Origin of the sequence: Pseudomonas sp. WS 5059, assembly GCF_012985525.1 — a bacterium.
Taxonomy (GTDB): Bacteria; Pseudomonadota; Gammaproteobacteria; order Pseudomonadales; family Pseudomonadaceae; genus Aquipseudomonas.
Genome location: NZ_JAAQWO010000005.1, coordinates 337109 through 360685, shown reverse-complemented (window position 1 = coordinate 360685; position 23577 = coordinate 337109). Strand labels below are relative to the sequence as shown.

32 protein-coding genes are annotated in these 23577 nt (G+C 58.7%); 3 read left to right on the top strand and 29 right to left on the bottom strand.

Annotated elements, in window-relative coordinates; genetic code table 11:
• Positions 1-5: 5 nt before the first annotated feature.
• Entirely contained in the window at positions 6-683 is a 678-nt protein-coding gene (locus tag HBO12_RS17000) for an SOS response-associated peptidase (protein ID WP_170042758.1), read from the top strand.
• Between the two features lie 160 nt (positions 684-843).
• On the opposite strand, the gene HBO12_RS16995 is transcribed toward HBO12_RS17000, so the two are convergent.
• Genes HBO12_RS16995 through HBO12_RS16965 form a run of 8 tightly spaced genes read right to left on the bottom strand, consistent with a single transcriptional unit; the run spans position 844 to position 7609 of the window.
• Positions 844-1362: a lysis system spanin subunit gene (locus HBO12_RS16995; RefSeq protein WP_170042757.1), complete on the bottom strand. Its 519-nt coding sequence runs from the start codon at positions 1360-1362 to the stop codon at positions 844-846.
• Positions 1362-1787 carry a cell wall hydrolase gene (locus HBO12_RS16990; RefSeq protein WP_170042756.1) on the bottom strand — a complete coding sequence of 142 codons (426 nt, stop codon included), beginning with the start codon at positions 1785-1787 and terminating at the stop codon, positions 1362-1364. Before HBO12_RS16990 ends, HBO12_RS16995 begins: the two co-directional genes overlap by 1 nt.
• 59 nt (positions 1788-1846) lie before the next feature.
• Positions 1847-2101 (bottom strand): hypothetical protein, encoded by a 255-nt coding sequence (locus tag HBO12_RS16985; protein WP_170042755.1) that lies wholly within the window; start codon positions 2099-2101, stop codon positions 1847-1849.
• A complete protein-coding gene (locus tag HBO12_RS16980) occupies positions 2098-2397 on the bottom strand; it encodes a hypothetical protein (RefSeq protein WP_170042754.1) in 300 nt (99 codons plus the stop codon). The genes HBO12_RS16985 and HBO12_RS16980 overlap by 4 nt, the downstream gene beginning before the upstream one ends.
• A complete protein-coding gene (locus tag HBO12_RS16975; RefSeq protein ID WP_170042753.1) occupies positions 2397-2936 on the bottom strand; it encodes a hypothetical protein in 540 nt (179 codons plus the stop codon). The genes HBO12_RS16980 and HBO12_RS16975 overlap by 1 nt, the downstream gene beginning before the upstream one ends.
• Positions 2937-2958: 22 nt before the next feature.
• Complete coding sequence (locus HBO12_RS16970) at positions 2959-3612, bottom strand: hypothetical protein (protein WP_170042752.1); 654 nt, start codon at positions 3610-3612, stop codon at positions 2959-2961.
• Complete coding sequence (locus HBO12_RS28615) at positions 3612-3929, bottom strand: hypothetical protein (RefSeq protein WP_346342844.1); 318 nt, start codon at positions 3927-3929, stop codon at positions 3612-3614. Before HBO12_RS28615 ends, HBO12_RS16970 begins: the two co-directional genes overlap by 1 nt.
• A gap of 8 nt (positions 3930-3937) precedes the next feature.
• Positions 3938-7609, bottom strand: coding sequence for a TipJ family phage tail tip protein (locus HBO12_RS16965; RefSeq protein ID WP_170042751.1), 3672 nt, complete (start codon positions 7607-7609; stop codon positions 3938-3940).
• Positions 7610-7788: 179 nt separating this feature from the next.
• Here HBO12_RS16965 and HBO12_RS16960 point away from each other — a divergent pair, with 179 nt between their 5' ends.
• Positions 7789-7983 (top strand): hypothetical protein, encoded by a 195-nt coding sequence (locus HBO12_RS16960; RefSeq protein ID WP_170042750.1) that lies wholly within the window; start codon positions 7789-7791, stop codon positions 7981-7983.
• A 27-nt stretch (positions 7984-8010) separates the two neighbouring features.
• On the opposite strand, the gene HBO12_RS16955 is transcribed toward HBO12_RS16960, so the two are convergent.
• The 6 genes from HBO12_RS16955 to HBO12_RS16930 all read right to left on the bottom strand — a co-directional run bounded on the left by HBO12_RS16955 (position 8011) and on the right by HBO12_RS16930 (position 12042).
• Positions 8011-8622, bottom strand: a complete 612-nt coding sequence (locus HBO12_RS16955) for a tail assembly protein (RefSeq protein WP_170042749.1) — start codon at positions 8620-8622, stop codon at positions 8011-8013.
• A 424-nt stretch (positions 8623-9046) separates the two neighbouring features.
• Entirely contained in the window at positions 9047-10033 is a 987-nt protein-coding gene (locus tag HBO12_RS16950; RefSeq protein WP_170042748.1) for a VRR-NUC domain-containing protein, read from the bottom strand.
• 110 nt (positions 10034-10143) lie between these two features.
• Positions 10144-10656 (bottom strand): KilA-N domain-containing protein, encoded by a 513-nt coding sequence (locus HBO12_RS16945; RefSeq protein ID WP_048375963.1) that lies wholly within the window; start codon positions 10654-10656, stop codon positions 10144-10146.
• A complete protein-coding gene (locus tag HBO12_RS16940) occupies positions 10653-10871 on the bottom strand; it encodes a hypothetical protein (RefSeq protein WP_170042747.1) in 219 nt (72 codons plus the stop codon). The genes HBO12_RS16945 and HBO12_RS16940 overlap by 4 nt, the downstream gene beginning before the upstream one ends.
• Positions 10868-11905, bottom strand: a complete 1038-nt coding sequence (locus tag HBO12_RS16935) for a BRO-N domain-containing protein (protein ID WP_346343185.1) — start codon at positions 11903-11905, stop codon at positions 10868-10870. Before HBO12_RS16935 ends, HBO12_RS16940 begins: the two co-directional genes overlap by 4 nt.
• Positions 11869-12042 carry a hypothetical protein gene (locus tag HBO12_RS16930; RefSeq protein ID WP_170042746.1) on the bottom strand — a complete coding sequence of 58 codons (174 nt, stop codon included), beginning with the start codon at positions 12040-12042 and terminating at the stop codon, positions 11869-11871. The genes HBO12_RS16935 and HBO12_RS16930 overlap by 37 nt, the downstream gene beginning before the upstream one ends.
• 122 nt (positions 12043-12164) lie before the next feature.
• Here HBO12_RS16930 and HBO12_RS16925 point away from each other — a divergent pair, with 122 nt between their 5' ends.
• On the top strand, positions 12165-12551 hold the full coding sequence (locus tag HBO12_RS16925; protein ID WP_170042745.1) for an Arc family DNA-binding protein: 387 nt from the start codon (positions 12165-12167) through the stop codon (positions 12549-12551).
• A gap of 9 nt (positions 12552-12560) precedes the next feature.
• Here the strand turns inward: HBO12_RS16925 and HBO12_RS16920 are convergent, their stop codons facing one another.
• The 15 genes from HBO12_RS16920 to HBO12_RS16850 all read right to left on the bottom strand — a co-directional run bounded on the left by HBO12_RS16920 (position 12561) and on the right by HBO12_RS16850 (position 23501).
• On the bottom strand, positions 12561-12806 hold the full coding sequence (locus HBO12_RS16920) for a hypothetical protein (protein WP_170042744.1): 246 nt from the start codon (positions 12804-12806) through the stop codon (positions 12561-12563).
• Between the two features lie 25 nt (positions 12807-12831).
• A complete protein-coding gene (locus tag HBO12_RS16915) occupies positions 12832-13593 on the bottom strand; it encodes a C40 family peptidase (protein WP_170042743.1) in 762 nt (253 codons plus the stop codon).
• Between the two features lie 2 nt (positions 13594-13595).
• On the bottom strand, positions 13596-14348 hold the full coding sequence (locus HBO12_RS16910; RefSeq protein ID WP_170042742.1) for a phage minor tail protein L: 753 nt from the start codon (positions 14346-14348) through the stop codon (positions 13596-13598).
• Between the two features lie 11 nt (positions 14349-14359).
• Positions 14360-14698 (bottom strand): phage tail protein, encoded by a 339-nt coding sequence (locus HBO12_RS16905; RefSeq protein ID WP_170042741.1) that lies wholly within the window; start codon positions 14696-14698, stop codon positions 14360-14362.
• Positions 14698-17742 carry a phage tail tape measure protein gene (locus HBO12_RS16900; protein ID WP_170042740.1) on the bottom strand — a complete coding sequence of 1015 codons (3045 nt, stop codon included), beginning with the start codon at positions 17740-17742 and terminating at the stop codon, positions 14698-14700. The genes HBO12_RS16905 and HBO12_RS16900 overlap by 1 nt, the downstream gene beginning before the upstream one ends.
• 27 nt (positions 17743-17769) lie before the next feature.
• Complete coding sequence (locus HBO12_RS16895) at positions 17770-18072, bottom strand: DUF1799 domain-containing protein (RefSeq protein ID WP_170042739.1); 303 nt, start codon at positions 18070-18072, stop codon at positions 17770-17772.
• 17 nt (positions 18073-18089) lie between these two features.
• Positions 18090-18470: a phage tail assembly chaperone gene (locus tag HBO12_RS16890; RefSeq protein ID WP_170042738.1), complete on the bottom strand. Its 381-nt coding sequence runs from the start codon at positions 18468-18470 to the stop codon at positions 18090-18092.
• Between the two features lie 3 nt (positions 18471-18473).
• A complete protein-coding gene (locus tag HBO12_RS16885; protein ID WP_057959946.1) occupies positions 18474-19130 on the bottom strand; it encodes a phage tail protein in 657 nt (218 codons plus the stop codon).
• 72 nt (positions 19131-19202) lie between these two features.
• A complete protein-coding gene (locus HBO12_RS16880) occupies positions 19203-19619 on the bottom strand; it encodes a phage tail terminator-like protein (protein ID WP_170042737.1) in 417 nt (138 codons plus the stop codon).
• Complete coding sequence (locus tag HBO12_RS16875) at positions 19616-20212, bottom strand: hypothetical protein (protein ID WP_170042736.1); 597 nt, start codon at positions 20210-20212, stop codon at positions 19616-19618. The genes HBO12_RS16880 and HBO12_RS16875 overlap by 4 nt, the downstream gene beginning before the upstream one ends.
• Entirely contained in the window at positions 20209-20580 is a 372-nt protein-coding gene (locus tag HBO12_RS16870; protein WP_170042735.1) for a hypothetical protein, read from the bottom strand. The genes HBO12_RS16875 and HBO12_RS16870 overlap by 4 nt, the downstream gene beginning before the upstream one ends.
• A 17-nt stretch (positions 20581-20597) precedes the next feature.
• Positions 20598-21101 (bottom strand): DnaT-like ssDNA-binding protein, encoded by a 504-nt coding sequence (locus tag HBO12_RS16865; RefSeq protein WP_170042734.1) that lies wholly within the window; start codon positions 21099-21101, stop codon positions 20598-20600.
• 59 nt (positions 21102-21160) lie between these two features.
• Positions 21161-21751 (bottom strand): hypothetical protein, encoded by a 591-nt coding sequence (locus tag HBO12_RS16860; protein WP_170042733.1) that lies wholly within the window; start codon positions 21749-21751, stop codon positions 21161-21163.
• A gap of 46 nt (positions 21752-21797) precedes the next feature.
• Positions 21798-22760 (bottom strand): major capsid protein, encoded by a 963-nt coding sequence (locus tag HBO12_RS16855; RefSeq protein ID WP_170042732.1) that lies wholly within the window; start codon positions 22758-22760, stop codon positions 21798-21800.
• A gap of 12 nt (positions 22761-22772) precedes the next feature.
• Positions 22773-23501: a hypothetical protein gene (locus HBO12_RS16850; RefSeq protein WP_170042731.1), complete on the bottom strand. Its 729-nt coding sequence runs from the start codon at positions 23499-23501 to the stop codon at positions 22773-22775.
• Positions 23502-23577: the final 76 nt, after the last annotated feature.

The window sequence follows — 23577 nt, the reverse complement described above, 5'->3', positions numbered from 1 at the left end:
TGCGTATGTGCGGGAGGATTTCGCAGTACAGCGATATTCAAGAGTATGTGTCCACGCTGGGCATGACCGGCACCCTGGTGAACTCCGTAGGTGAGGCACCACTTGAGCGGTACAACGTGGCCCCCACAACCCCAGTCGCCGTACTCCACATGCAGGATGAAACCTTGCACGCAGACCTGGTTCGGTGGGGTTGGCGGCCGCACTGGGCCAAGGACCGGGCTGCGCCGATAAACGCCCGAGTCGAGAAAGTGGCCCATGGCCCATTCTTCCGGGCGATCTGGCCACACCGGGCTATCACGCCCGTGGACAACTGGTTTGAATGGGTTGATGAGGGCGGGCCGAAGAAACAGCCCTACCTGATCCGCCGGCGGGATGGCGCACCTGTGCTGTGTGCGGCCATAGGCCAGCTACCCGACGCAGATGAAGGCCCAGGCGAGCATGACGGCTTTGTGATCATCACCGCCGACAGCGCCGGTGGCATGGTAGACATTCACGACCGGCGGCCCGTGGTGCTGACGCCCGAGATGGCCAGGGAATGGCTGGACCCGGCCACGCCCAAAGAGCGTGCCGAGCAGATGGTGTTTCACCAGGGTGAGCCGGCCGAGGTTTTCGAGTGGTTCAAGGTCGATACTGCCGTGGGCAATGTTCGAAACAAAGGGCCGAACCTGATTCGGCCAATCTGATCATTTAGCTGAAAAACCACATAACGAACATTACTGAAGCAACCCAGCTAAGCGTGAGAAGGAGTGAAAGACCTGCCAGCTGCTTGTCCATAAGAGCCTGTCAGTTTTAATGGAAAATTGCCGTCCTGAGCATCCAAGCAAAAAGCGTAGTCCATCATCCTCAACGCGCAATGGCCCTGACGTACGCCTGGCACGCCCGCAGCGCGATCAATCCTTGGTCGCCGGCATCGGTGATGGCGACAATTCGTTGAGCATGCGCTGGGTCAAGTTGGGCTCGACGGGCTGCATGAACCACGCCGACGGCGCCGGAGGCGGGAGGCACGTTGCAGCCACTGGCTGAATCCGTGGCGTCGAGAAGGACTGACAGCCGCAAATCAGTAGTAGCAAGGCGGTCAAGCAGGCGGGCCTGGTTGCGTTGAGCATCGGAAAGTTCTCGGGTGTGTTGTTGATCGGAGGTGGCCAGCGTCTTCTCCAGGTCCAGGCGCCTGTCCTGCTCGTCGCGCACTTGCTTGATGGCCACCGCGCTGATCCTGTCCAGCTCGTCCTGGTGCAGGCCGGCCTGCTCGGCCAGCGTCTTGCCAGTGCGCCACTCCTGAACCTGCCAGGTGACGCCGGCGGCGCTGGCCATCAGCGCCAGGATCAGTACCACCAGCCCGGCCAGCTTCTGTACGGGCGTCATCACGGCACGTCCTTGAAAAAGATGTGGTGCCCCAGGCGCAGCGTTTGCTTGGCTTTCGCCGCCCAGGCCGGGGCTTTGGGCATCGTGGTTGCGTAGTAGTGCGTGGCCCCGCCGGTTGGGTCAGGTACCGCGCCGGCCATCACCTGGTCAGCAGCACGCTGTGCCTGTGCGAACTGCGCGGCCGGGATCGGCTTCGCACCGCTGAGGTAGGCGTAATTCGGGTCGTTCTGGTTCCAGCAGCTGAACTGCCACGGCTTCAGGCACACGCCGGCGTAGCCTTCCCCCCACCAGGACTTGGCCTTGCCGTCGAACACGCGGTTGCGGATAGTCCAGGCCACGGCGATCTGGCCGGCCAGCCCCTCGCCACGGGCCTCACCCCAGAGCGTGCGCGCTAGGATGTCCCGGTCTTTTTCGGAAGTGGTCATGCTTTTCTCCAGGCAAAAATAAACCCGCTCGATGGCGGGTGGCGGTGTACAGCTAAAACTCAGTCGCTCACGGTATCGGCGGCAGCTGGCAGCGGGAAGCGTTGCTTGATCGCCGCTACGGATGCAAGCCACTCGGCGTAGTCGGGCTCCAGCCCCTGGCTTAAGGCGTCGTAATCAGCTTCCAGGCGCAGCGGATCCGACTCGGAGAGATACGCCGCCCGCCGCGAAGCCAGGGCAGCCTCCAGCGCCTCACGCTCACGCTCTTGCTGCAGCTGCTCGGCCGTCTTCATCATGCTGTAATCGATATTGCTCACTGGGGAAGCCTCACATTGCCATCAGGCGGATTGATGATGTCGGCCGGGTAAAGCGCCGCTGCCGTTGCCTCGGGCCCAACCGGAAAACGAATGGTGATAATCAGCTCACCATCTACGCGGCGAACAGGTTGAGAGATCCACGTCCCGGAGATAGCCTCCATCGGAAGCGTAGCCCCTTCCGGAAGGGGCCTGAAGTCGTAACGCTCACCGTTGATTGTGAGTACGTCGCTGCGCTTTTTAATTTCAAGCGTTGCAGATGGATCAATCGGAGAATATGGAGACAGTTTAATAATCATTACTTCCACCTTCCCATTGCGATATAACCGACCATGTAAGTGTTGTTTTCTCCAGAAGTAATCTGCAATAAGGCCTGAGTACCGCCTATGGCCGTACCGGTGAACCGCTTAACAGTAGTGCCATTACCGTCAGAAACAGATGGATACTCAAGCGTCGGTACAAGCGTCGGAGTCTGAATAAAATCAGCTGGGAAGGTTGGGTAAAAATCTGCCCTGACATTTGCGACAACAGAAACAGACATCCTTGTCCCAGAACAAAACATCGTGCCATCGGGAAACTTGACGAATGTACCGTTGGCATTAATACCCCACACAATGGGATCAGAAATACCAAGTGCAGCTTTGGCTCCTGCGAGACTGTTAGCGCCCGTGCCGCCCTTCGATAATGGAAGAGCCCCAGGAAGGGCGCCGCTGGCGTCAGCGCCAAGCGCAACATAAAGCTCTTGTGTCATATCGTTAATTTTTATGTTCGCAGAACGCGGAGTATCGCCCCCTGCACCGTTCGGCAATACGCCGAGGTTAATTGCCTGTCTGGCCATGGGTGGGTTCTCTTGATCTAATTTAAGAAGTTGGCTTCGCAAAGACTACCGAGAGGTACTGCGCGGTCGGCAGGTCTACTCCAGTAGCTTGAATCACTAGCCTGTTCCCGCCGTAATCCCAGACCGCTTGGACTACGCCCTGCCTTGATACCGTGCCCGCCATGTCCATGGCGATATTGTTTAAAAGCATGTAGTCGCCAGTGTTTAGCGGTGAAAAAGCGGACCAGCTATATCTGTAAACTCCTGGCTGTGTTTGCTCTGCCCCGAGGTAGTTCCAGGCGGATATGGTGCGAGTGAATTGCGCGCACGGCGTCCCGCTATCAAAAATAATCTTCGAGGTTGCATCCCATAGCCTTAGACCGTAATCAGCAATTGGCGAGGACTTGAATGCAGCGATAAACCACTTCCCGCTGGAATGACTTCCCTTCAGGGTGTTGAACCTAAAAGCGTGCCAGTTCCCTGGCTCGCCTTGCACCAGGCAGAATGCAAAGTAGTCATCTTGATCTGGCCTGACAAAAACTAAAGGGGGCTCATCGGTTGTAATTACACTTGAAAATGCAATCCCTATCCCGCCGCTTCCGCCCCATGTGCCGCTATCAAGAATTACAAGTCTTGCGAATTCAGAGTCAAGCGTTACTACGTTGTCGTTGTTTGTGAATGTAAGGCCGTACGTCATTACCTATACCTCATGACTATGAGTCTCTGGGTAGTTGTTCCGGTCGGCCCCGTAGTTGCTGCTGGGCTTCCAAAAAAAACCCTTACATATCCCTCGTAGACGTACGGAGTGAAAGCTATTGCACTTACCTGCTGCCCAGTAGTTAGGTAAGGGACCACAGGGATACACACGCAAGAATCCTTACTTGGCGTAACCCCGGATATGGGTATATCAACAAAGCGCCCAGCTGTTTTTGGTACGAGCGCCGAATAAATAACCCTGACAGTAAAGGATGTTTCATCCAGCTGGAGGGCTCCGTCAGCCCCCCATATCCGCATACCGAAACTCATTCCGATAGGTCTCCTAGCTGTACCCTTTTTTGTCCATCTGCGTCGTATACGCGCAAAGATCTGTTGGTCATGGTCATCCGTCCTTGCCCTGGAACAGATCCGTTGATTTCAAAAACACCGGTCTTGCTCAGTCGCCATCCAGCCGAACCCGCAACGTAGTCATCAGACTGAATGTAAGCCCCGATTTTTGCATTGGTGATCGTGCCATCCTGGATAAACGCGGCTTTAATGAACGTCTGACCGCCCGTTACAGCAAACGGAATTGTGCCGCCCTGCCCAATGGCGAACATGTCCGCGTCGATAATGAACTTGGACTGTAAGCCGCCAGGGCCGTTTTCTAGGCCGAGCCCCACACCGGCATATTTGTATTCACCTGTAGCCGAGGTGTACTGCAGGCGCACCGACCAACCTAACGAGACTTTGCCGTCGATTGTTTGGATGGCCTGAGTGTTTTGCGCAATCGAAGCATTGGCCCCGTTGAGATTGGTTTCTACGGTCGTAATTTGCTGGCCAAGCACCCCATCTGCCGCTACCCGAGCCGCCGTTTCCGTTTGTATAGCGGTAGAGTTGCCCCCAACTTGCGCGCCAAGAGTAGTGATTTGCTGAGCCAGGGCAGTGTCGGCAGAGACTCGCGCCGTGGACTCGGTTGATATCGCGGCAGTGTTGGCGTTTACCGAGGCTTCAACCAAGTCAGTGCGCTTGCTTTGAGCGTAATCACCCTCGGCAATCGCAGACCATACGGACCACACGCCCGCGCTGACAGTGTTGTCGCCGGCGTTGGTGGTCGTGTCGCCTGCATAGGTTGGATTGACCTGAGCGTAAACCCCATCAACCTTTTCAGATGTTGCAACCAGCTTGCCATCCACCTCGGCGATATCCAGGGTGTTCTGGTGAACCTCGCCCGCAAGCGCATTGGCCTCTTCGAGAGTTGAACCGATGTCCTTCCACGGGGCTGCCGGAGGAGCGATCCCCACAGCTACCGGCCCTTCTGCCTGATAAATCCGCTGTCCTTGGCGGACCATATCGCCTTTAACGTAGGGTTTCTCAGGGTCGTATGCCAGAGCGTCGGCGAAGTCTTGAACAGCCTGATCGATCCTCGCGTTGACGGATCCGGGGCCACTACCGTCGATCAAGTCGATTCGGTCGTTGAGCTCTTTGCTGATCGCGCTCTCGTCAACTTTCCCTTTGATCTGCTCAAGAATCGGCCCAGCATCAGAACTGGCCTGGCCCATCACGCCATTACCGATCGGATAGAACGGCCCAACGTTGCCGGTACGATCCACCAGGCGCGCCCAGAAGAACAGGGTTGCACCAGCCAGCAGCGATTGCAGGCGGTAGTCAGCCTGCGGGTATGCCAGGTCGGCCAGCTTGGTCGCTGCCGACAGATCGCTAGCCGGGCCATACCACAGCTCGGTGCGCTGGGTATCCTCGGCTCCAGCGGGGAAGCCCCATTTGATGCTGATCCCGAACAGTTCGCTGGTTGTGGTCAGGAACGCCACTGCCGGCGGCAGGCCGACCTTGCCTTCCAGGTTGGTCAGGTTTGAGCTTTTCCAGATCGACGAGATTTCGAAGGCGCTCACCGAGCGCACGCGGGCGATGTACGCGCCCGAATAAATTCCGGTGATATCGACGCTCGTCGAGCCGGTGCGCTGCAGCTTGATCCAGTTGCCGCTGTCCTTGCGCCACTCCACGTCATACGCGACAGCGCCGTTCACGGCAGGCCACGAGATGTCCATGGTGCTGATCGCCAGGCCCTGGTCAACGGAGTAGTTCGACGTGATGTCGACGCTCGCCGGCGCCGGAACCACGGTGATTGGCACAACGCTGATCGGCCGTTCTTCCAGGCGCGCGCCGGTGTCGATGTGCGCGAACTTGCTCGGGTCGTACTGCACGGCCGAGATTTCAAAGACGCCAGGCTCCGGTCGGGCCACGCTCACCACCCTGTACAGCGGGATGGCGAGGTCGTCGGCATCCAGCGCCCACACCAGTTCGGGTTCCGGCACCACGGAGTAAGCAACAGTCACGGTGATCTGCCGGCCGCTGACTAACTGCACGGTGCGCCCCTCGCACTTACCGTCGGGCAGGTTGAGGATCAGTCGGTCACCGGGCTTGGCCTGGGTATCGCGGTCCAGTGTGATGAGTTTGCCGTTCACCGCCGAAATACGCCCGCCCACCGGCCGCCCAGCAAGCAATTCGTCAGCGATTGGGATCACGTAGCCCGGCAGCGGTATGCGCCCATCGAGGCCCACTTTAAAGGTGACAGCCCGGTCCTTGGAGTTGGTGAGCAATGCCCACTTACCCCGGCGCTGGGCCTCCGACTCGCGGGTACACCCGATTGCACTGATCTCCAGCGGATTGTCGCCGTAGCGCCGCTGGAGCTTCTGGTCAGTCACTGCTGTGACGTCGGTGTCGTAGTTATTGAGCGGGTTGTCGTAGCTGATCAGCGCGCGGGTGTAACGGGTGCGCTCCGATGCGCTGGAGTATGTGAACTTGCCATCGATGACGTTCGCCCGGGTGTAGGCAAAGTCGAAGTCAGTAGCACGCGGCATATCCGACAGGGTGAAGACTTGGCCCTGGGCCCAGTAAGTCATGCCCCGGTAAATCGCGGAAATGTCGCGCAGCAGCGACCAGGCGTCAGCCTTGCTCTGCAGGTTCAGGTTGCAGATGAAGCGCGGCTCCATGCCACCCTTCCCGTCCGGTACCAGTTGGTCGCAGTACTGCGAGATGCGGTAAAGCTCCCACTTGTCCACCATCCACGGCTTTATGCGACGGCCCAGGCCGAAGCGGTCGGCGGTGGTGATGTCGTAGGTCATCCAGACTGCGTTGTCGGTCCACGCCTGCTTGAATGTTCCGTCCCAAACGCCCGAGTAGGTACGAGACACAGGATCATAATTGCTCGGCACCTGCATCTTCTTCAGCTTGGTCTCGACGGTTACCGCCGGGATGCTGCGGAACTGTTCGGCTGAAAACTCGATGTATAGCAGCGCAGTATTTGGGTAGCGGATCTTCGCGTCGATCACCTCGGTGAAGCCGGCGATCTGCATGGTGTCGGAGATTTTGTTGTTGTTCTGGTTTGCAGTCAGGCGAGTGATCCGCATCAGCCAACCAGAAGTAGCCCTCGGCAAATTGATACGGCGCGTGCGCTCGTAGACGCTCGTGGTCTTGCCGGATACAGCCTCGTTCAGCACCTCCTGATAGGCGCCGCCGTCAGTTGCCAGCTCTACCTTGTAGCCAATCGCGTAACCGTTGATGTTTCCGCCCGAGTCGACCGATTGAAGTGCCGGCCAAGCAAAGCGCACGCGCACAGCAGAGAGCTGAGTATTGGTGATGGCTCGCACCCATGGCGTACCGCTGCGCAACTCGGTGCTGATGGTGGTCTCGTTTTCTACCGATGGGATCCCTTGGATATAGGGCTGATCCACCGCTCCGGTCCGCCACTCCCACTTCACGTTCGGGAAATTCATGTTGCCTTGGGGGTCTTGCAGTGGGGTGTTGTCCAGATAGATGTCCCTGGCCGTTGGCGTACCTTCGAACTCGCCCTCCCCGACAGCAATCAGCATCTTAGCAATAGCAACAGAGCGCAGGCTATCCGGGGCTTCCGTTGGCGTTTTGGGTTTCTCTTCGCCGCCCTTGGCGCCGTGGATGTCGATCTTTTGTGCTGCGCCCATGCTTTTCTCCAGGCAATAAAAAACCGCCTCGCGGGCGGTGTGGGTATCTGTACAGCGTGGATGAAATTCCAGTGGCACTTGCCGGCGTCGGAGTAGTAGCTTTGCGCCTCCAATGAGCCGCTCCGGTCCTTTGAGTCGCAAGCGCATGGACCCGGGCAATATGACCTAGGAGGTCAGCAATGAACGATACACCTGGACACGTAGCATTATCCCGAGCGCTGCAGGACATCGCAGACAAGAGCGTTAGCGGCAAGGTGCCAAACGAACTCCACAGCGTCGCTCAGGCGTTCAAGGTCGTAATTAATGATCTCGATCAGCGAGTGAAAAAGCTTGAGGCAGCACTGCGCGCTTCAAAAATCTCCATACCCCAGTAATCATGCACCGACCAGGCTGAAGCCTGGTCACGCCTGGTCTTCAGCGTAAATTGCGGCACTGATTATGGCTCCGCCAACACGGCGCTTCCCATAACAAAGCGGTACAGGGTTCCCAGACGCTGTTGTGTTCTGTGCTGAGCCAAAGGCATACCCAGGGGTGTTCTCGGGCGCGGCGCTGGTTTTGAGGCCGCCAGCTTGGGGGCTGAGCATTTGGATTACGCCGCCCGCGACCATACCGATACCCCCAGCTATCAGTGCTGCACCAACGGGTGCCGCTAGGCCAAATGACATGCCGCTGACTACAACACCTGCCACGATCATGACCGCACCGACTATCGTTTGAAGCAGGCCACCGCGTTTGCTTCCTGTAATCACTGGAGCTATACGGATATCGCCACCACCTTCGTATCCCAACTCTTTCTCTACGAGGTTTTTGCTTCCTCGAAATATTGCGAATTCGATCCCTCTCGACTTCGCATTGGAGATAAACCGCTCAAAGCCCGGGATCTGAACGCAAAGCGCCTTAATCGCCTCGGCAGGGGTCCGCACAGAAAGTCGAAAAGAGCGCCCGAACTGCCTAAGCTGCCCGTACAGTAAGATCGTAGTCATTGGTTGATATTCGATAGCGAATGCGGCCATTGCTTTTCTCCAGGTGTAAAAAAGCCGCCTCGTGGGCGGCTGTTTTTTTGCGATGAGGTATTTAAATACAGGTTTTGGCGGAATCCTTCCAGCCAGCCGTTCCAGCCCAATCCATCGGGAGAAAGACCTTTACTAGGGAGCCGCTTGACGACGCCTCAACAACTGCGAGCGCGACAACCCCGGAAAACGCGGCCGACGCGGAAATCTTGTAGCCGCTCTCCGTCTCAATGGAGCTGGTTGACGGGTTGTGCTCCTGCCATTTTGGGCCAAGGCACCGAGCGTACTGTTGTGGCGTTTTCTGCGACTGCGCAGAAAACGAAGGCGCTCCCTGCTGCATTCCGGATGTCGAACAGCCAGCTACCGCCACCAAGGCCAGAGCCCCCAAAATAATTCTCATCCCGCTCTCCAATTGGACTCTCGTTGACTATTGCTTAGAATTTATTATCCGAAGGATCTTGCACTTCATACCAAGAGCCATGAGAACCGGAATAGTTAACCTTTGATGTGCGGTGAGCTTATCCCTAGCCTTCACCTCAACCATCATAATTTCTTTTCCGTTTGTTAGCTCGAGATCCGGCCAGCCATTGCTGAGCGCCCCGTCATACCTAGCATAAATTTCAAGTAAGTTATGCCAGAAATCCCTTGGCACGGCAGAAAGGTAATCACTGATATCCAAATCTGAGCCTGGCGTTTTTGGCCAGACGGAACCATGCGCGTCAGCAATCACCTCAAAATCTTTCTGCACGGCACTCAACGGTTGAGAAAGTCTCCAGTCAATGAACTTGTGCATTTCATCAATGGCATGCCTAGGCACCTCTCTACTCCCATCAAGTATTCGCTGGAGCCCGCCAGCAGTCATAGGGATCAAATAATGAATTGCGTGACAGAGCGGGGTATGAACGGGATCAACAGACTTGTAGGGATTGTGTTCGTATAGATAAGGAAGCAACAGCGCCCTAAAAATACTGCGAATCGTATGCCCCTCTGTATGAACCCCTTTCCATCCATTCTGGGAAAGCAATGAGATAGCGACTCGCTCAGGCCCTCCAGTGTAAGGAATGCAAACTTTCTCCTCTTTGATTGGCCAGCCTATTTCTGCACGTGGCAAATCATTCATCGGCTCGTAGTCTGACCTCTCTCCTGGAGCTAGCGGTTCCCACTTGACTGTATCTGGAGCAAACAAAGCCCTCAGATACCTTTCATCATCCCCGGCGAAGCGCATGGGGAACCGAAGGTAAAGCATCGCTCCGCCCTTGGTGACGTTTCCAAGAGATTGAGCGCCATGCTTTTCGATGGCAGCTTCGATCTGACGCTTATCCTCAACCGTCAAGCGGTAACACTCTCGGTCGGTAGGACTGACCGTATCGCTTGGCTCGAGTAAGTACGACTGAACCAGTTCCAGTGTGTTCACATCGTGAGCATCCCTGTTCAAAGACGGGAGACTCTACCACCGACGGATTGACTGTTGAAACGCCAACACGAAAGCCCCGCATGGGCGGGGTTCTTCGGGTTAGTGGGATGCTAGGCCGCGTCTAGGCCGAGCGTGAGCTGCAATTGGTCTCGCCAGTAGTCAACGTCGTGCACAAGCTTCGGCTTTTTCCACCGAAACTTTGAAAGCTCTTTTCCGCTGAGGCTGGCAATGCTCTGAGCGTCGTTCAGGGCCTTGCATGCCCGGTCAAATTGTTGCTTTTCGTTGAGCTCACCACGCAGGAGCGCATCAATATGAAGGTCAGCCCAGACCGCAAAGTCGTCATCCAGCCATCGGGCAAATGCAACCGCAAGCTTTGGATGCAGCCAAGTACCGGCGCGACCACGAACCCGGGACGCCTCGACCATTTTGAAGTCCGAATTGCGGACATCAAAACCTAGGTGCCGAGAAAGCGCCGCCATGTAGTTTTTCGTGCTGGCCAGCTCTAGCCACTTGATTGGCTTCTTCCCGTAACGCGCCGCCACTTCAGTGGCATTGATCCAGCCATCACTATTAAAGCTGACGGCCTGCCCCTCGTAGTGGAACGGAATAATTCCTGTATTCATGCCACCACCTCCGCACACATTGCGCTCGGAGCGCCAGGGTTAAAGCCGTCCAGCGGCATCAGGCTCTTCTCGCTGACCGAGTAGCGCTTGCCCTCGACCAGCATCAGCCAGTTTTCTTCGGTCTTGCGGATCAGTTGGCCGGAACGACCGACTAGATTTGGCCGCTCAGGCATCAAGATCAAGGCGCGGCCACCAACTTTCAGGGTGAAGTTCATGCTGCCGCCCTCGCCTTTGGGGTCTTCACTGCATAACGATGCGGCTCTTCCGCCACCCGCCCCATGCCCGTGACAAAGGAACTGAATTCGCGCAGCTTGTTGCGATAGGTCCGAAGCTCCCACCATGCACCTTCAATGTCGAAGCCGGCCTGCTCAAGCTCCCAAAGAAGTTGTTCGAGCGGAGTGCCGCTGCCATGAAGGTCGCGCAGGTCATGCATCGTCACGTCCAGCCACGCTTGATCTTCGTTGCGGACGATCAGCATTCCCTCGCGGCGAGCGGTCAGCGTCTCAATCGGGTAGTGGATACTCAGTGCAGGCTTTGGCTCTTCCTTACCGAGGAATTCACCCTCAAGCGCGTAACCGCCGATAAAATTGCATGCCTGCTCGAACTGCGAGGCCGGAATCAACTCGGTGCGCGGCACGTTGAAGCGGGTGTGCAGGCGGTTGTGCATCACCAGTTGAAAGCCTTGGCGCTGATCGGCCGGCACCGCTTTGGACTTGTCTCGGATCAAGCCCTTGATGACGTTCAGCTCGCTCATACCGATCAGTTCGTCCATGAGGGTTGTCATCTTGCCGTGATCCTCATACCGGCCCTGCTTGCGAATCGCCGGAAGGACTTCAGCAGTCACCCATTTCTTGAAGCGCTTGGCTTCAGCCTTACGACTGCGCAGGATTGCCGAGTAAAGGCCTGATTCGTTGATTACCAGCATTTCCTGATCGCCGCCAAGGGTCTGCACAATCGACAGACCCTTTTCGTCGTCGTCCAGATGGCGAGTCATCGCCGACGCTTCGCTGTACTGAAGCGCGGCAGAAACATCGTTGGCCACGAACCAAGGCTGATCGTCAATCAGCAGAGTGCGCACTTGTTGCTTTCCGAACTTGAAAGGGATGACATTGGATTTCGCTACAGCTGTGCTAATATCGCCCATGACGTTTTCTTCTCCGAAGTTGATTTCGTTATCTGAAGCCCTGGCCTGCACGCCGGGGCTTCTTCGTTTCAGGCTACCGCCTGCTTGCTCTGCTGCTCCCTCCACTTGAAACCCTCCTCAATCAAAAGCCCGAGTTCGGCATTTAGGCTTCGGCGATTTGTGTGCGCCTCCTGCTTTGCCTTCCCCTTGAGCTGCTCTGCTATCCGTAGGCTGTACGGTGCAACCTGGTGTGCGTCTTTCATGATTGCCTCCTTGGTGTGTGGACTCATATTAACTCAGATAAAAATAGAGTCAAGTAGGATCATTGAGCCTAATTGAGTCATTGCGCATACTGCCGGCATTGCAAAACTACTCCGAGCAATTCATGACTGATCGCCACCAGATTTCCCCATACCCAATTCGGATGCCTGCCGAGCTGAGAGATCAGCTTGAGGAGAGCGCACGTAAAGGTTCGCGCTCACTGCATGCTGAGATCATCTCCAGACTCACCACCAGCTTCTCGCCTCGAACCCTTGATGAGGTTGAGGTAGCGAAGGCTGATGAACTGGACAGGGAAATAGCCAGGCTCAGCATGGAAAGCTCCAAGCACAGCCGCGCCCTCGATTTCCTCATGAGCAAAGCCAAGGCAGCAGCCGGAACCGAAGATGAAGACAGTTTCGGCCCTCAGATACTCGAAGTGGCGGAGGCTCTCGGCAGAATCGAGCGGGAGAAGTTCCAGGCCATGATGCGCCGCGAGATGCTCGACAACTGACGGCCGCCCCTACGCCTGCGCTACGGCAAAATCAATTCTGCCCGGACCAGACACAAGACCAGCGGTAAGGCCTGGCTTTCGTGTGTATGCGCGGTTGTAGCCATCCTTGCTCTGGCACTTGCCGGAGAATTTCACGCGATCAATCTCGACGCCACCATCAAAAATTGCGACTTCGGCTTCAGCGCCGCAGATACCACCGCCGGTAATGGTGAAAAGGTCGTGAATAGTCAGCATGTAGCGTTGCGAGGTTTGCATGCCTAGCTCCAGCGGCCCTGCCGCGTCATGGTTGTTTTGAATCTCTGTGCCTGAGGATCAGGCGTGTTCGGTCGTGCCAAGGACCGCCGTATACGATGATCTCGGACGGCCTTCCGTAGAGGTGGTGCAGGAGGAAGGGACCGGGACCGAACACGCGCGACTCTTCGTCAGGTAGTGTCGGATCAGCGCCCAGGTAGATCCCGGCGTGGTTTGGGTGAACAGTCCGCCCGACGTGCATGACGATCATGTCGCCGCGCTGGGGCCGGTCGACGCGTACAAACCCGGCCGCCTCGTAGTGCTGCTCGTACAGGCTGGCGTTCTCCGCGCTCTCCCACCAACCATCGGTGCGCTGGAAGGCTTCAAACTCCAAGCCCCACTCACGCTTATACCAATCTGCGCAGACCTGCCAACAGTCCCAGGCGCCGTGTACGAACGGACGATTGAGCAGTGGCGTATGGCCGGTCGGAGTGATCGTGCGTAGGTCGCCCTCGGGCCAGCTCAGAATGTGCCAGGGCAACGCCGTAGCCTCGCACATGGCCAGGTCGTGCGGTGACGGCCGACTGGTGGCGTCCGGGTGCGAGTGAACAATGCCGATCACCTCGCCCAGGTCTTCCGCAGCGGCATAGTCCTCCGGGTCAAGCCGAAACTCTTCGCTCGGCTCAGTGGCGATGTTCCGGCACGGGAAATACTTCTGCTTGCGCCCGATGGCGAGCAGCAGACCACAGCACTCTTTCGGATATTCCGCCGCCGCGTGCGCCTGGATGGCCGCAATGATGTGCTTGCGCATGGTCAACTCCGGGCGATCAGGGACACGGCGGGGAATCCACCAAAGGAAAGTTCGTTGTTTTCGCCGAAGCGCAGCTTGCAAGACGACAGGCAACCCTTGCACTGGTCCAGGGCCGGGTCATCCGTGGGGTTGTCCTCGTCATCGAACATGGCGGCGCCGGTGTATCCGCAATCCGGCCCCCGATAACCGTTGGTCATGGCCCAGTGGCAGAACGTCGTCATTTGGCGCCCTGGCAGACCGTGGTTATCGATCTCGCCCGGCGAGGACAGCTCCCAGACCACGGCCTCGCCATCCTCACTGGTTTTCTGGTCGATGTACCAGATCTCCAGCGCTTCCTGAGTAGGATCAGCAGTTGGGTTTCCCTCGGGGAAGTTTGCCGCGTCCAGGTACTTGCCCAGCGTCTCGCGAACCGTCAGCTTGAACTTCAGCAGGTCCTCGAAGGCGAGGCACAGCGCCGTGACGCGCCCATTGACGTTGCCGGCGGCGAAAGTCGGCCGAGAGGCGGTGCCGTCGCTGCTCGAAGAAATGCCCTCAATCTGCACCGGCCAAGCCGCGTACTCCTCGCCCTGCCACCAAATCGACTTGGCCGGGAGCTCCTCATCGGAATTCTCGTAGGCCTGCAGTTCTTCGGGTGTATGCGGAATAGCGTGCCCGTGAAAGCGCAGGTAATCCGCGCCGTACTCGGTCCCGTCAATTTCAAAAAGGCGAATTTCGCCGCCGGGCTCCAGTTTCTGGATGTCCGTGATCAGTGCCATGGGCGGTTATCTCAAGGGTGAAAGGTTTGCTGGAAGGTTGCAGTGATGGCGTAGACCTGGCCGCCGCGGTGCGCAGGCTTGTAGCCGTTGCACTTGTATAGGCCAAGCTCGCCGAGGGGCGGCTCCCAGAGGAAGCCCTTCGCCCCTTTGTGCCGGTCGAGGAACGCTATAATGTCCTTGATGCGCCCCTTCAGGCCCGTGAAGGTCACGGGCCAGGATTGCGACCGGTTATTAAGGCCATCCTCGACCGACTGCTCGTACCCATCGCCAAACTGCTTGGAGCGGACGCGCTGGGTGATATCACCCTCCGCGCCCTTCTCCGTCGCCCAAGTGAATCGTTCGATTGCCATCAGCGCCCCTTTATTGCTTTGTTGATGACGCCGCCTTGGCGCATGTCCTTCGTCCGCAGCTCCTGGTACTTCTGCTCGACGAACGTTGCCAGTTCCTTGCCGAACAGGTCATAGCCGGGAGCATCAGCCGAGGACGAGGCGTTGCCCTCGCCATCGATGTGCACCTCGACATTGATCTGTGTAGAGCCAGATCCGCCACCGGCAGCCATAACTCCAAGCTTGCCACTGGACGTTCGGGTCAGCGGCATGATTGCCTCTTCCCCTGCCTCGCCCATCACCCCGGTCTTGCCGTTGGCCATGCCAAACGCCGTGGGTTTGCTGACGATGGAGTTGGTAAACGCACCGCCGTCGGCAAACATCTGCACGCCGCCGGACCATGCGCCACCCTTTGCCTGGGTCACACCGGACCAGCCAGCCAATACTTCAGGGCTATAACCGGCCGCTGTCGACCCTGCTGATGTCGCGGCACCGCCGCCAAAGTACGAGCCAGCAGCAGACACGCCGAGCCCCACAAGGGAGCCGAGAAGACCAGAGGCTGCTTGTCGGGTAGCGATGCGTGCCATATCGGCAAGAATTGACTTGGTGAAGTCAGCAAACGACAGCTTCCCGGTCATGGCGAAGTTGACGATTGAATCCTCCATCGAGCTGAACGCGTTGCCGAACAGGCTCTTGGTCTGCCCTGCGACGTTCTGTGCCGAATCCAGATAGTTTTCCCAGGCCGCTGTCGCGCCCTTCGTCCAATCGCCCTGGGCGGTCTCCACATCCGCGTAGTTTTGCCGGATCTGGTCGGTCGCCTTCTTGTTCGCATCGGCGAGCGCCTGCGATTTTCGGGTGAACTCTTCGTCCGACATATTGCGCGATGGATCGGAGCGTTGGTTTTCCAGATCCAGCGACTGCTGAGCAAACCGGTCTTGCTGGCTGTTCAGCTCCCCGTTGAGCGCGTTCTGGCGATCTCCCTGGCCAACGCCGAGCACCGCACGCTGCCCCGCAAGCTCCAGGGCCCGCTGTTGCTGCCCCAGCGCCTGTACGTACGAGCTGATCGCCCGCTCCTGCTTGGCGAGTCGCCCCGCCTCGTTGGTCGCCAACACTTCAAGTTGGCTATCGGCATCCTTCTGCGCCTTGACCATCCCTGCGCGCGCGTCGGCTATCTTCTGGTCGAGCTGGATGCTTTGCGTTGCCGATGTGCTCTTCTTGCCCTTGGCGGCTTCCAACGCCGCAATCTCGGCCTCGTACGCTGCCGTGGTCTGGTCGAGCTGATTGCCGATCAGCGCCTGGCGCCGCAGCAGGTAATCAGCCTCTGAAAGCAGGCCGGCCTTCTGCGCCGCGTCCAGTTCCTTCTGGTAGTTTTTGTAGGTGTCGGTGATGGCAGCCAGATCGTTCTTGGCGCTGTTGAAGCTGGTCAGGTCGACCTGGGTGCCGGGCGCTTTGGGGTCTTTGAACTTGGCGTTGATGTTCGCTATGTTCTTATCGACAGCGTCCTGCTGTAGGCGCGGATCGTTTGGCGAAACCTTGCGGATATCAGCCAGTTGCTGCTTGTAGTCCTCAAGCTCTTTGGTCCGCTTTTGCTCATTGGTCAACGACGACTTGGTCAGCGCGTCAACTTTGGTCATGGCAGTAACGGCCGCACCCTGTGCCTTGGCCTGCTCGCCCTCCCACTTGGCGATATCTTCCTGGGCGGCTTTCTCATCTTCCAGCATGTTCAGGCGGTTTTGCCGGAACTCGATCAAGGCATCCTTGGACTTTTGGTTTTGGAATAGGCCGTCCATGCCCTGGGCTTCAGCCAAGCCAGCGCGGGCATTTTCGATGTCCGCGTTGATATCTCGGCGGCCGGCATTTTTGAGGCCATCGGCTGCCTGAGCAACCGCGTTATAAGCCCTCTCCCAAAAACTGAGGTTCTCCAGGATCTTCGGTGTGCGCTCATTGATGGCATCAGCGTACTGCTCTGTGGCCAGCTTCACCGCGCCGGCGTGATCACCTTGCTCTTCCAGTGCGGCAATCTGCGAGTAAACCGAGGCCGTCAGGTAGTGATACTGCTCGTTTAGTGCAGCGGAGGCCTTTACCGGGTCGTCTGCCAGCTTGGAGAACTCGGCGACCGTCTCGCTCACCGCCTTGCCGGTAGCTTCCTGCATCGAAACGGCAGCCTGGGTAATGCCAGTGAAGCTCTCGCCGGCGATCTTTCCGTTACCAGCCAGCAGGGCCAAAACTTCGGCGGCCTGCCCGGTGGTGCCGACAGTGGCACTCACCTGCCGGGCCATATCGCCAAGCTGCCCAGCACTGATGCCGGCGTAGTTACCGGTGAGGATCAGTGATTTGTTGTAGCGGTCCTGCTCCTCGCTACCTTTGTAGTAGGCAATAGCTAGGCCGCCAACGGCTGCTGTGGCCAGGGCCAGCGGCCCCAGAATGGCAAGCAGCCCCGCGGCACCCGCCCCGGCGCCCGCGCCCAACTGAGCCACGGCGCGAACGCCACTACCCCAGTCGCCAGAGGACAGCGCATTACCCAACTGCACAACGTTTTCCTGCGCCTGGCGGGTGCCGAGGCGCAGCTTGTCGAAACCGGTGGCCGTCTTTTCGAGCTTGGCGTAGTCCTTGTCGATCTTGCTCAGGGCAGTGTTGTACTGATCCTGGCTGATGCGGCCGGCGTCCAGATGCTTACCAAGCTGCTCGACCTGAGTGTCCAGCTTCGCCAGTGCGGCGCGGGCCGGGTCGATGGCACCCAGAAGGCTGTTCAGGGCCTTCTGCTCATCCAGGGCAGACTTGGCCAGAGCCACCTGCTGCTTGTCGAGCTGCGCGGAGATCTTCGCCGCCTCGGCCTCGCCATAGGCGCCGGTCTTGGTGAGTTTGGCGAGTGCATCACGCTGCTTTGCCAGGTCCTGTGTGGTCTTGGCACTGGTGGAAAGCGATTTCTCCAGCGCCTGCATTTCGTTCATCAGCGAAACGGCGGACTGCTCGGCCCGGCCGCCAGCCTTCGCCATTTCATCCAGGCTCGTTTTTGCCTGGATCGCATCGGCCGAGTCGATCTTGACGCCGAGTTCTGCAATGTTCATCGACTCACCTTGAATAAGTGCCCGTGGTTACGGGCTGTTTTCCCTTTCCTCCGCCATGACGCGCAGGGCTTCGCCTTCCAGGACTTGAAGGTCAGGGAAGATTTCAGCGAGCTGCTTTTTCTTGATGCCGAGGAACCCGGCCACGTCGCGGATGCAGGTGTAGTCGAGACCGATCGCGCCGCCGGCGCCTGCTCGCCACTGGGTGGACATGCGGTTGAAAAGGAGGAAGGCAGGCCAGTTACAGGGCCAGACCTCCACCTCCTCAACCAGATCTCCCGGGGCAAGGCCGAACATCCCGATAATCGCGTCGGGCACGCTCGGCGAGTACATGGCGCGGGCGGCGTCGGTTAGTTTCCCAGGCGGGCCTGGTTATATGCGCCTTCATGGGCTTTAACGACCGCCTCGGCGGCGCCCTGGCAGGACTTCACGAATGCAACGATGTTGTCGTCGTTGTATTCGTCGTCGAAGCCCCAGCCTACTACCAGATCCTTGATCTGCTGGGTTTGCTGCTCGGTATCCACGGCCACAATTTCTGACCATGACGGTGTATCGCCCAATGCGGCCTGCGCTTTCTTCCGCTTCTCGTTCCATTCATCGAACAGAGCAGCAAGCTCGGCGCGATCCCGGTACTTGAAGGTGAACTCAACCTTCTCAGGCGCGCTGCCGACAATTGGAATCAGCACTGGCGCAGTGAAAGTGGCGTTCTGCGCGATACGGATCTTGGCCATGGATTACACCACCGCAGTCAGGTAGCGAGTCGGCTCGGCCTGCAATGCCAGGTTGACGGTGCGGGTCAGCAGGTTGTTACGGGACACCGCCGGCTGTTTGGAGAACGACGTGTAGGCGCCGTACAGCAGCGTGTCATTGCCCGGCAGGTTCAAACGTGCGGCCTCGACCTGCTTGCCCGCATCAGCCTTCATCAACACCTTGTTGAAGTCTTGAATCGGATCGTCGGCGAGGGTCAGTACCATGCTGGCAGCCGACTTATCGGTGGGAATCTGCTTGCCCTGGTCGTCTTCGAGGAAAACCACGTCGAGGTAGTTCTGCTCGCCACCGGAGAAGGCCACATCGGAGATTTGCGGGATTTGAACCCAGGTCAGCACCTTGCGCATGGTCCCGGCGCCACCACCGACAGGGAAGGCCTGGGTGTCGGTAGTGTCGATACTTTCCAGGGTGATTGCAGTAGCAGTCGCCGCCTTCACGCGCACGACCTTGCTATCCAGCTTGCTCCAGCCGGAAGTGAGCAGGACGATGTCGCCCGCAGCCAGGGTGCCGCCGACAACGGTGGCCACGGCCTCAGCGGCGTTGGTGATGGTGGCAAACGCCAGCGCAGCGGCATAGGTCGCGGCGTGCTGGAAGGTGCCGCCGTTCGGGATTTTGTAGCCCATTGGTATTTCCTCTTTGCAGATATGAAAAAACCCGCTCAATGGCGGGCTCGTGGGGTTGCCCAATGGGCTGGATCAGTTGGTGTCGGCTCGGTACAAGAACGAGACCGGGACGGTGTAATTTGAATCGCCCGTGATGCCGGGCCCTTGGTCGACCGGCGACATGATCACCACGGTGACCGCGCCCTTCGAGTCCCTGGCGTATAGCGGGAACAGAGCCGTCAGCTCGGCCACAATCGGGTTCGTCTTGGCCTTGCCGGTGCCCGCCGGCGCGATGATGCTGACCTGGAACACACCGGTGAACAGCCGGTGGTCGCCGCCGAGCGTGTTGCTCGCGGTGTCGCCTGGGATCGTGAACGCCCGCATGTAGGTTTCGCCCGCCGCTGGCGTGTAGGCCGTGTTTTCGAAGACGATCTTCATCTTCTCCGACCTGACAGCGTTCCAGGCGATGAGCTTGGCTTCGTAGATCGAGGCGATGATTGCGTGACTCATACCTGGTTGTTCCTGATGGCTTCCAGCACGATCTGCTGAAAGCGAGCCACGGTTACCCGGACCATGCCGCCAGGGGCCTGGGTTGAATGGCCGAACTCCAGCGGGATCGCATAGGGCAAGTTGTTGATGATGTAGGCCATCTGGCCGGCGGTGAAGTCGCTCATTGCAGCGACGAGCGCGGCAGTGGTTTCGGCGCCGCTGGGGTCTACCTCGTCAAATGTGACGTTTTCGACCACGCCGAGCGAGATGTGCCAGTTCGCCCGGAACCGGCCGCCGACATAGCCTTCTGGGGCGATGACGTCCATGCCGTCGTGCAACTTGCGACCCTTCTTGAGCCTGCCACCTTTCGTGAGGTTGGCCGGATCGCTGCGCAGCGCGCTGTTGTGGTCGTCGACGGCCTTGTTGTACTGGGTCGCCACAGCGTTTTGCGCCCAGATCTCCGGGTTACCCACGGGAGACATGCGGATCAGGCTGCTTCCGACCTCGATGATGATTTCACGCACGCTGGCATCGATGGCTTCGCTGGTCTGGGCGGCGAACTCGGCCAGGCTCAGGGCGAAGCTGCCGGACTGCCCGGCGCCTGCCCGGCTCAAGACCGCACCTGCAGTTCATACAGGATCGGCGTACCGGCGGGGCTGATCTCTTTAAGCGGGGGCACGATTGACCAGGTGCGGCCCTGGGCAGCCACCTTGTCGAGCAGTCCAGGCACCCAAGCCAATCCCTGCGCGGCAATCTTGAGCTTCTTGTCGCCCTGCTTGATGAGGCTGTTGTTCTGGAATTCGATACCGGTGAAGTCGAGCAGGATGCCCTGGGCGATCTGTTCGACAGTTGCCCCCGGCGCTTCCCCGCCCGTCTCCGGGTCGTACTCGCCCTGCTCCGTCTTGCTGATGGTCACAGGCTGGCCGAACTCTGTGATCATCTCCAGAGCCATCACGGCCATTTCGTCGTAGAAGGTGGCCATGGCGGTCTCCGTTGTGGCTATGCGCGAACGGCGAACAGCCCGCGCTTTTGTAGGTAATCCGCAAACTGCGTAGCACTTGGTCGATCCGGTGCCGCTGGCAGTAGCCGATTGCTGGTGCTTGGGATCGCCGCGTACTGCCGGGTCACCGCACCTTCAACACGATCAAGCAGAACCGCGCCCTTGCGCTTCTCCACCGGGTCGATATCGTCCTGATGGATTTCGGCGGCCAGGGCCATCTGGCCGTACTGGATGCGCGCTGGCAGGTAGTTGTTCGGCTTGATCTCTTGATCCAGCAGCACCTCCCGCCGCGGCCAGTCTAGGCCCTGCTCGCTGCTGGTCTTGCGGCCCTTCCAGGTCATGCCATCCATAGCCAAAGCGGCCCGGCGCAGCAACGCTTCCTGCGCTTGAGCACCCTCAGGAATGACCGTGCCGAACTTCACGGCATACATGGCCAGATCCTCGGCGCTCGCGTAGCTTTCGGCGTCAGGCTTGCCGGTGCCGTCCTCGATGATGAGTGTCATGCGTCAACTCGCTGGAATGGTTTGAAGATTGGCCGCCGGATCGCCGACAGCCAGCAGTATTACTCCTTGGTCAGCTCAGCGACGAGCTTCTCCAGGGATTCCTTCGAAGCGTTGGCCCGGTACGGAACCTTGGCTTCATCGAGCCTTGCTTTCAGTGCGGCGATCTCATCGACCTCACCATCCGTCGGCGTGATGGCGGCTCTCTTCAGAGCTTCAACCTCATCGCGCAGCTCGTCGACAGTAAGAAGCAAGCCGTCACGCTCGGCGGTCAGCTCACCAACTGATGCATGGATGGTGCCCAGCACTTCGAACAAGCGCAATGCCAAGTCGCCAGACTCTGGACGGTGGATTTCGCCACCCTCCATGCCTTCGACCAGCAGAACCATGGCGCCACTCTCGGCTTGCAGATCGGCAAGCAGCTGAGACAGCTCACCAGAGGCCGACGTCTGCGTGCCGCCAACAACAGGCACCGGCAACTCAACAACCTCAACATCAACACCGGCATCTTCGTACGCCGTGACGATTTCGGGATAGTCACCTACCACGGTCACTTCGGTCGCATCGCGCTCAATGCTGCGGAATAGGCCCGGGACGCGGTAACGCTTGCCAGGCTCAAAGCCATCAAGCTGGTTTGTATAAACGAGTTCCATCGGAATCTCCGTAGCGGCCAGCGATGGCCGCTTCTTGGGGTGGTTATCAGCCGCCTGCTGGAGGCGTGGCGGTGAGATTGATCATCACGCCAGCGGTCACCTTGTTGCTGTCCGAGTGCTTGACCCAGTTAGCAGCAGAGCCAACGGCCGCCAGTGTTGGGTTGGTGCCACCGGTGGACTCCTTCCAGCTGTAGCCCAGCACGTCGATGTTGACGGTACCTTCGGCGCGGTAGCCGATAGCCAGGTTTTCCTCGTCGTTGACGTCGTACGAGCGGAAGCCGGGGGCCTGAGACTCGGTGATGACCACGGCGTTCGGCAGCAAGCCGAAGATGGCATCCACTGGAGCCTTGTCGGTCACCAGTACTGGCTTGCCCAGGGTGCCAGGCAGGCCGCCGTAGATCACGACGCCGGCTTCTTCGTAGACCTTGTTCGCAATCGCTTCATCAACGATGTCGAAGTAGGCAGAAGAGTGCATGACCCACAGCGCGATCCGGCCGAACTTGTCACCGAATTTACGCATGCCACGGGTCAGGGTCTTCTTGCCGTCGGTTTCGATGTTGGCCGACACCACCATGGCAGCGTTCGAGCCGATGGCGGCCTTGAGTGCGCCGGTTGCGTATTCGATAAAGCCTTCGATGGTGGCATCGGCAACATCGGCGCCGATGATTTGGGAGAACTCTTCCACTGCCCGGCCGCGGCGCTTAAACGCCTCTTCGGTGGTCTGGTACGGGCCGTATTTCCATGGCGCCTTGACACCTACAGCCTCGCCAGCGCCGATTTTCTTGGCGGTGACCTTGCCGTCGGAGTTGACATCGCGGTGCTCCAGACCGCCGCCGAGTTTGTAAAAGGCACGCTTGCGGAAGTCGCCCTGGATCAGCTCGTTGTCGAGAACGATCGCGCCGTTGGACGATGCGTTGAACACGTCCAGGTTGTCCTGAATGCGCTCCAGGTATGCGGTCTGCGCCTCATCGTTGTAGATGATCAGGTCGCTGTTAACAGTTGTTGGCATGAGTATTTCCCCTTACTTGGGCAATGCAAGATATGCGGTTTGGCCGTGCTTGCGCTGGTAATCGCGCTTTTGCTCAGCAGTCATTTCGGAGCGCTTGAATGCAGCCTGGCCGCCACCCCCGCCCGGGGCTTGTGTCCCTGAAGCCCTTGGCCACAGGTGAGTCGCGCTTTCGCGCAGGGATTCCGCCCATTCGACCGGGGTCAGAGGGGTCTTGCCGTCTTTGCCGAGGATGGTCTGGCCATTCTCGTCAACGGCGACTGCCTCACCCTCTTCGTTAAGCGTGAACACGCCTTTGGCGCGCAGGATGATGTCGTCGGTTGCTTCAGGGAGCGCGCCAGCCTTCAGGGCAGCACCACGAATCGAGTCGCCCAGGACTTTGCCCTGGAACTTCGCGGCGAAGGCTTCTGCCTTCTCGGCACGGCCAGTGACGGCCTTCAACTGCTTGTCGTAGTCACCACGCAGGCGCTCAGTGCGGCGGTTGAAGACCTCGTCCACCTTACCCTCGGTCAGTAGCTTGGTTTCTTCATCCTGGCCCGCGCGACTGAGCAAGCCTTTGACGGCGTCGATGTCGATGCCTTCAAACTGGGTTTCGAACTGGGTCAGCTTTGTGGAGGTGTCCTTCAGCTTGCCCAGCAGTTCTGTGTTCTTGGTTTTCAAACCGGAAACGGATGCTTCAACGGCAGTCGCGATAGCGGCCTTGATTGCCGGGTTTTCCAGGTCGATTTCGTTTTCTTCTGCCACGTTGATGCACCCCTTGGGTATGTTTCGCCCGCTTTGCAGGCAATAAAAAACCGCCCGGAGGCGGCTGATTGAATAT

Bases quoted from the DNA above. Each gene is read 5' to 3' on its own strand.
- HBO12_RS17000 (WP_170042758.1), top strand. From the start codon at position 6: ATGTGCGGGAGGATTTCGCAGTACAGCGATATTCAAGAGTATGTGTCC.
- HBO12_RS16995 (WP_170042757.1), bottom strand. From the start codon at position 1,362: ATGACGCCCGTACAGAAGCTGGCCGGGCTGGTGGTACTGATCCTGGCG.
- HBO12_RS16990 (WP_170042756.1), bottom strand. From the start codon at position 1,787: ATGACCACTTCCGAAAAAGACCGGGACATCCTAGCGCGCACGCTCTGG.
- HBO12_RS16980 (WP_170042754.1), bottom strand. From the start codon at position 2,397: ATGATTATTAAACTGTCTCCATATTCTCCGATTGATCCATCTGCAACG.
- HBO12_RS16975 (WP_170042753.1), bottom strand. From the start codon at position 2,936: ATGGCCAGACAGGCAATTAACCTCGGCGTATTGCCGAACGGTGCAGGG.
- HBO12_RS16970 (WP_170042752.1), bottom strand. From the start codon at position 3,612: ATGACGTACGGCCTTACATTCACAAACAACGACAACGTAGTAACGCTT.
- HBO12_RS28615 (WP_346342844.1), bottom strand. From the start codon at position 3,929: ATGCGGATATGGGGGGCTGACGGAGCCCTCCAGCTGGATGAAACATCC.
- HBO12_RS16965 (WP_170042751.1), bottom strand. From the start codon at position 7,609: ATGGGCGCAGCACAAAAGATCGACATCCACGGCGCCAAGGGCGGCGAA.
- HBO12_RS16960 (WP_170042750.1), top strand. From the start codon at position 7,789: ATGAACGATACACCTGGACACGTAGCATTATCCCGAGCGCTGCAGGAC.
- HBO12_RS16955 (WP_170042749.1), bottom strand. From the start codon at position 8,622: ATGGCCGCATTCGCTATCGAATATCAACCAATGACTACGATCTTACTG.
- HBO12_RS16945 (WP_048375963.1), bottom strand. From the start codon at position 10,656: ATGAATACAGGAATTATTCCGTTCCACTACGAGGGGCAGGCCGTCAGC.
- HBO12_RS16940 (WP_170042747.1), bottom strand. From the start codon at position 10,871: ATGAACTTCACCCTGAAAGTTGGTGGCCGCGCCTTGATCTTGATGCCT.
- HBO12_RS16930 (WP_170042746.1), bottom strand. From the start codon at position 12,042: ATGAAAGACGCACACCAGGTTGCACCGTACAGCCTACGGATAGCAGAG.
- HBO12_RS16925 (WP_170042745.1), top strand. From the start codon at position 12,165: ATGACTGATCGCCACCAGATTTCCCCATACCCAATTCGGATGCCTGCC.
- HBO12_RS16920 (WP_170042744.1), bottom strand. From the start codon at position 12,806: ATGCAAACCTCGCAACGCTACATGCTGACTATTCACGACCTTTTCACC.
- HBO12_RS16915 (WP_170042743.1), bottom strand. From the start codon at position 13,593: ATGCGCAAGCACATCATTGCGGCCATCCAGGCGCACGCGGCGGCGGAA.
- HBO12_RS16910 (WP_170042742.1), bottom strand. From the start codon at position 14,348: ATGGCACTGATCACGGACATCCAGAAACTGGAGCCCGGCGGCGAAATT.
- HBO12_RS16905 (WP_170042741.1), bottom strand. From the start codon at position 14,698: ATGGCAATCGAACGATTCACTTGGGCGACGGAGAAGGGCGCGGAGGGT.
- HBO12_RS16900 (WP_170042740.1), bottom strand. From the start codon at position 17,742: ATGAACATTGCAGAACTCGGCGTCAAGATCGACTCGGCCGATGCGATC.
- HBO12_RS16895 (WP_170042739.1), bottom strand. From the start codon at position 18,072: ATGTACTCGCCGAGCGTGCCCGACGCGATTATCGGGATGTTCGGCCTT.
- HBO12_RS16890 (WP_170042738.1), bottom strand. From the start codon at position 18,470: ATGGCCAAGATCCGTATCGCGCAGAACGCCACTTTCACTGCGCCAGTG.
- HBO12_RS16885 (WP_057959946.1), bottom strand. From the start codon at position 19,130: ATGGGCTACAAAATCCCGAACGGCGGCACCTTCCAGCACGCCGCGACC.
- HBO12_RS16880 (WP_170042737.1), bottom strand. From the start codon at position 19,619: ATGAGTCACGCAATCATCGCCTCGATCTACGAAGCCAAGCTCATCGCC.
- HBO12_RS16870 (WP_170042735.1), bottom strand. From the start codon at position 20,580: ATGGCCACCTTCTACGACGAAATGGCCGTGATGGCTCTGGAGATGATC.
- HBO12_RS16865 (WP_170042734.1), bottom strand. From the start codon at position 21,101: ATGACACTCATCATCGAGGACGGCACCGGCAAGCCTGACGCCGAAAGC.
- HBO12_RS16860 (WP_170042733.1), bottom strand. From the start codon at position 21,751: ATGGAACTCGTTTATACAAACCAGCTTGATGGCTTTGAGCCTGGCAAG.
- HBO12_RS16855 (WP_170042732.1), bottom strand. From the start codon at position 22,760: ATGCCAACAACTGTTAACAGCGACCTGATCATCTACAACGATGAGGCG.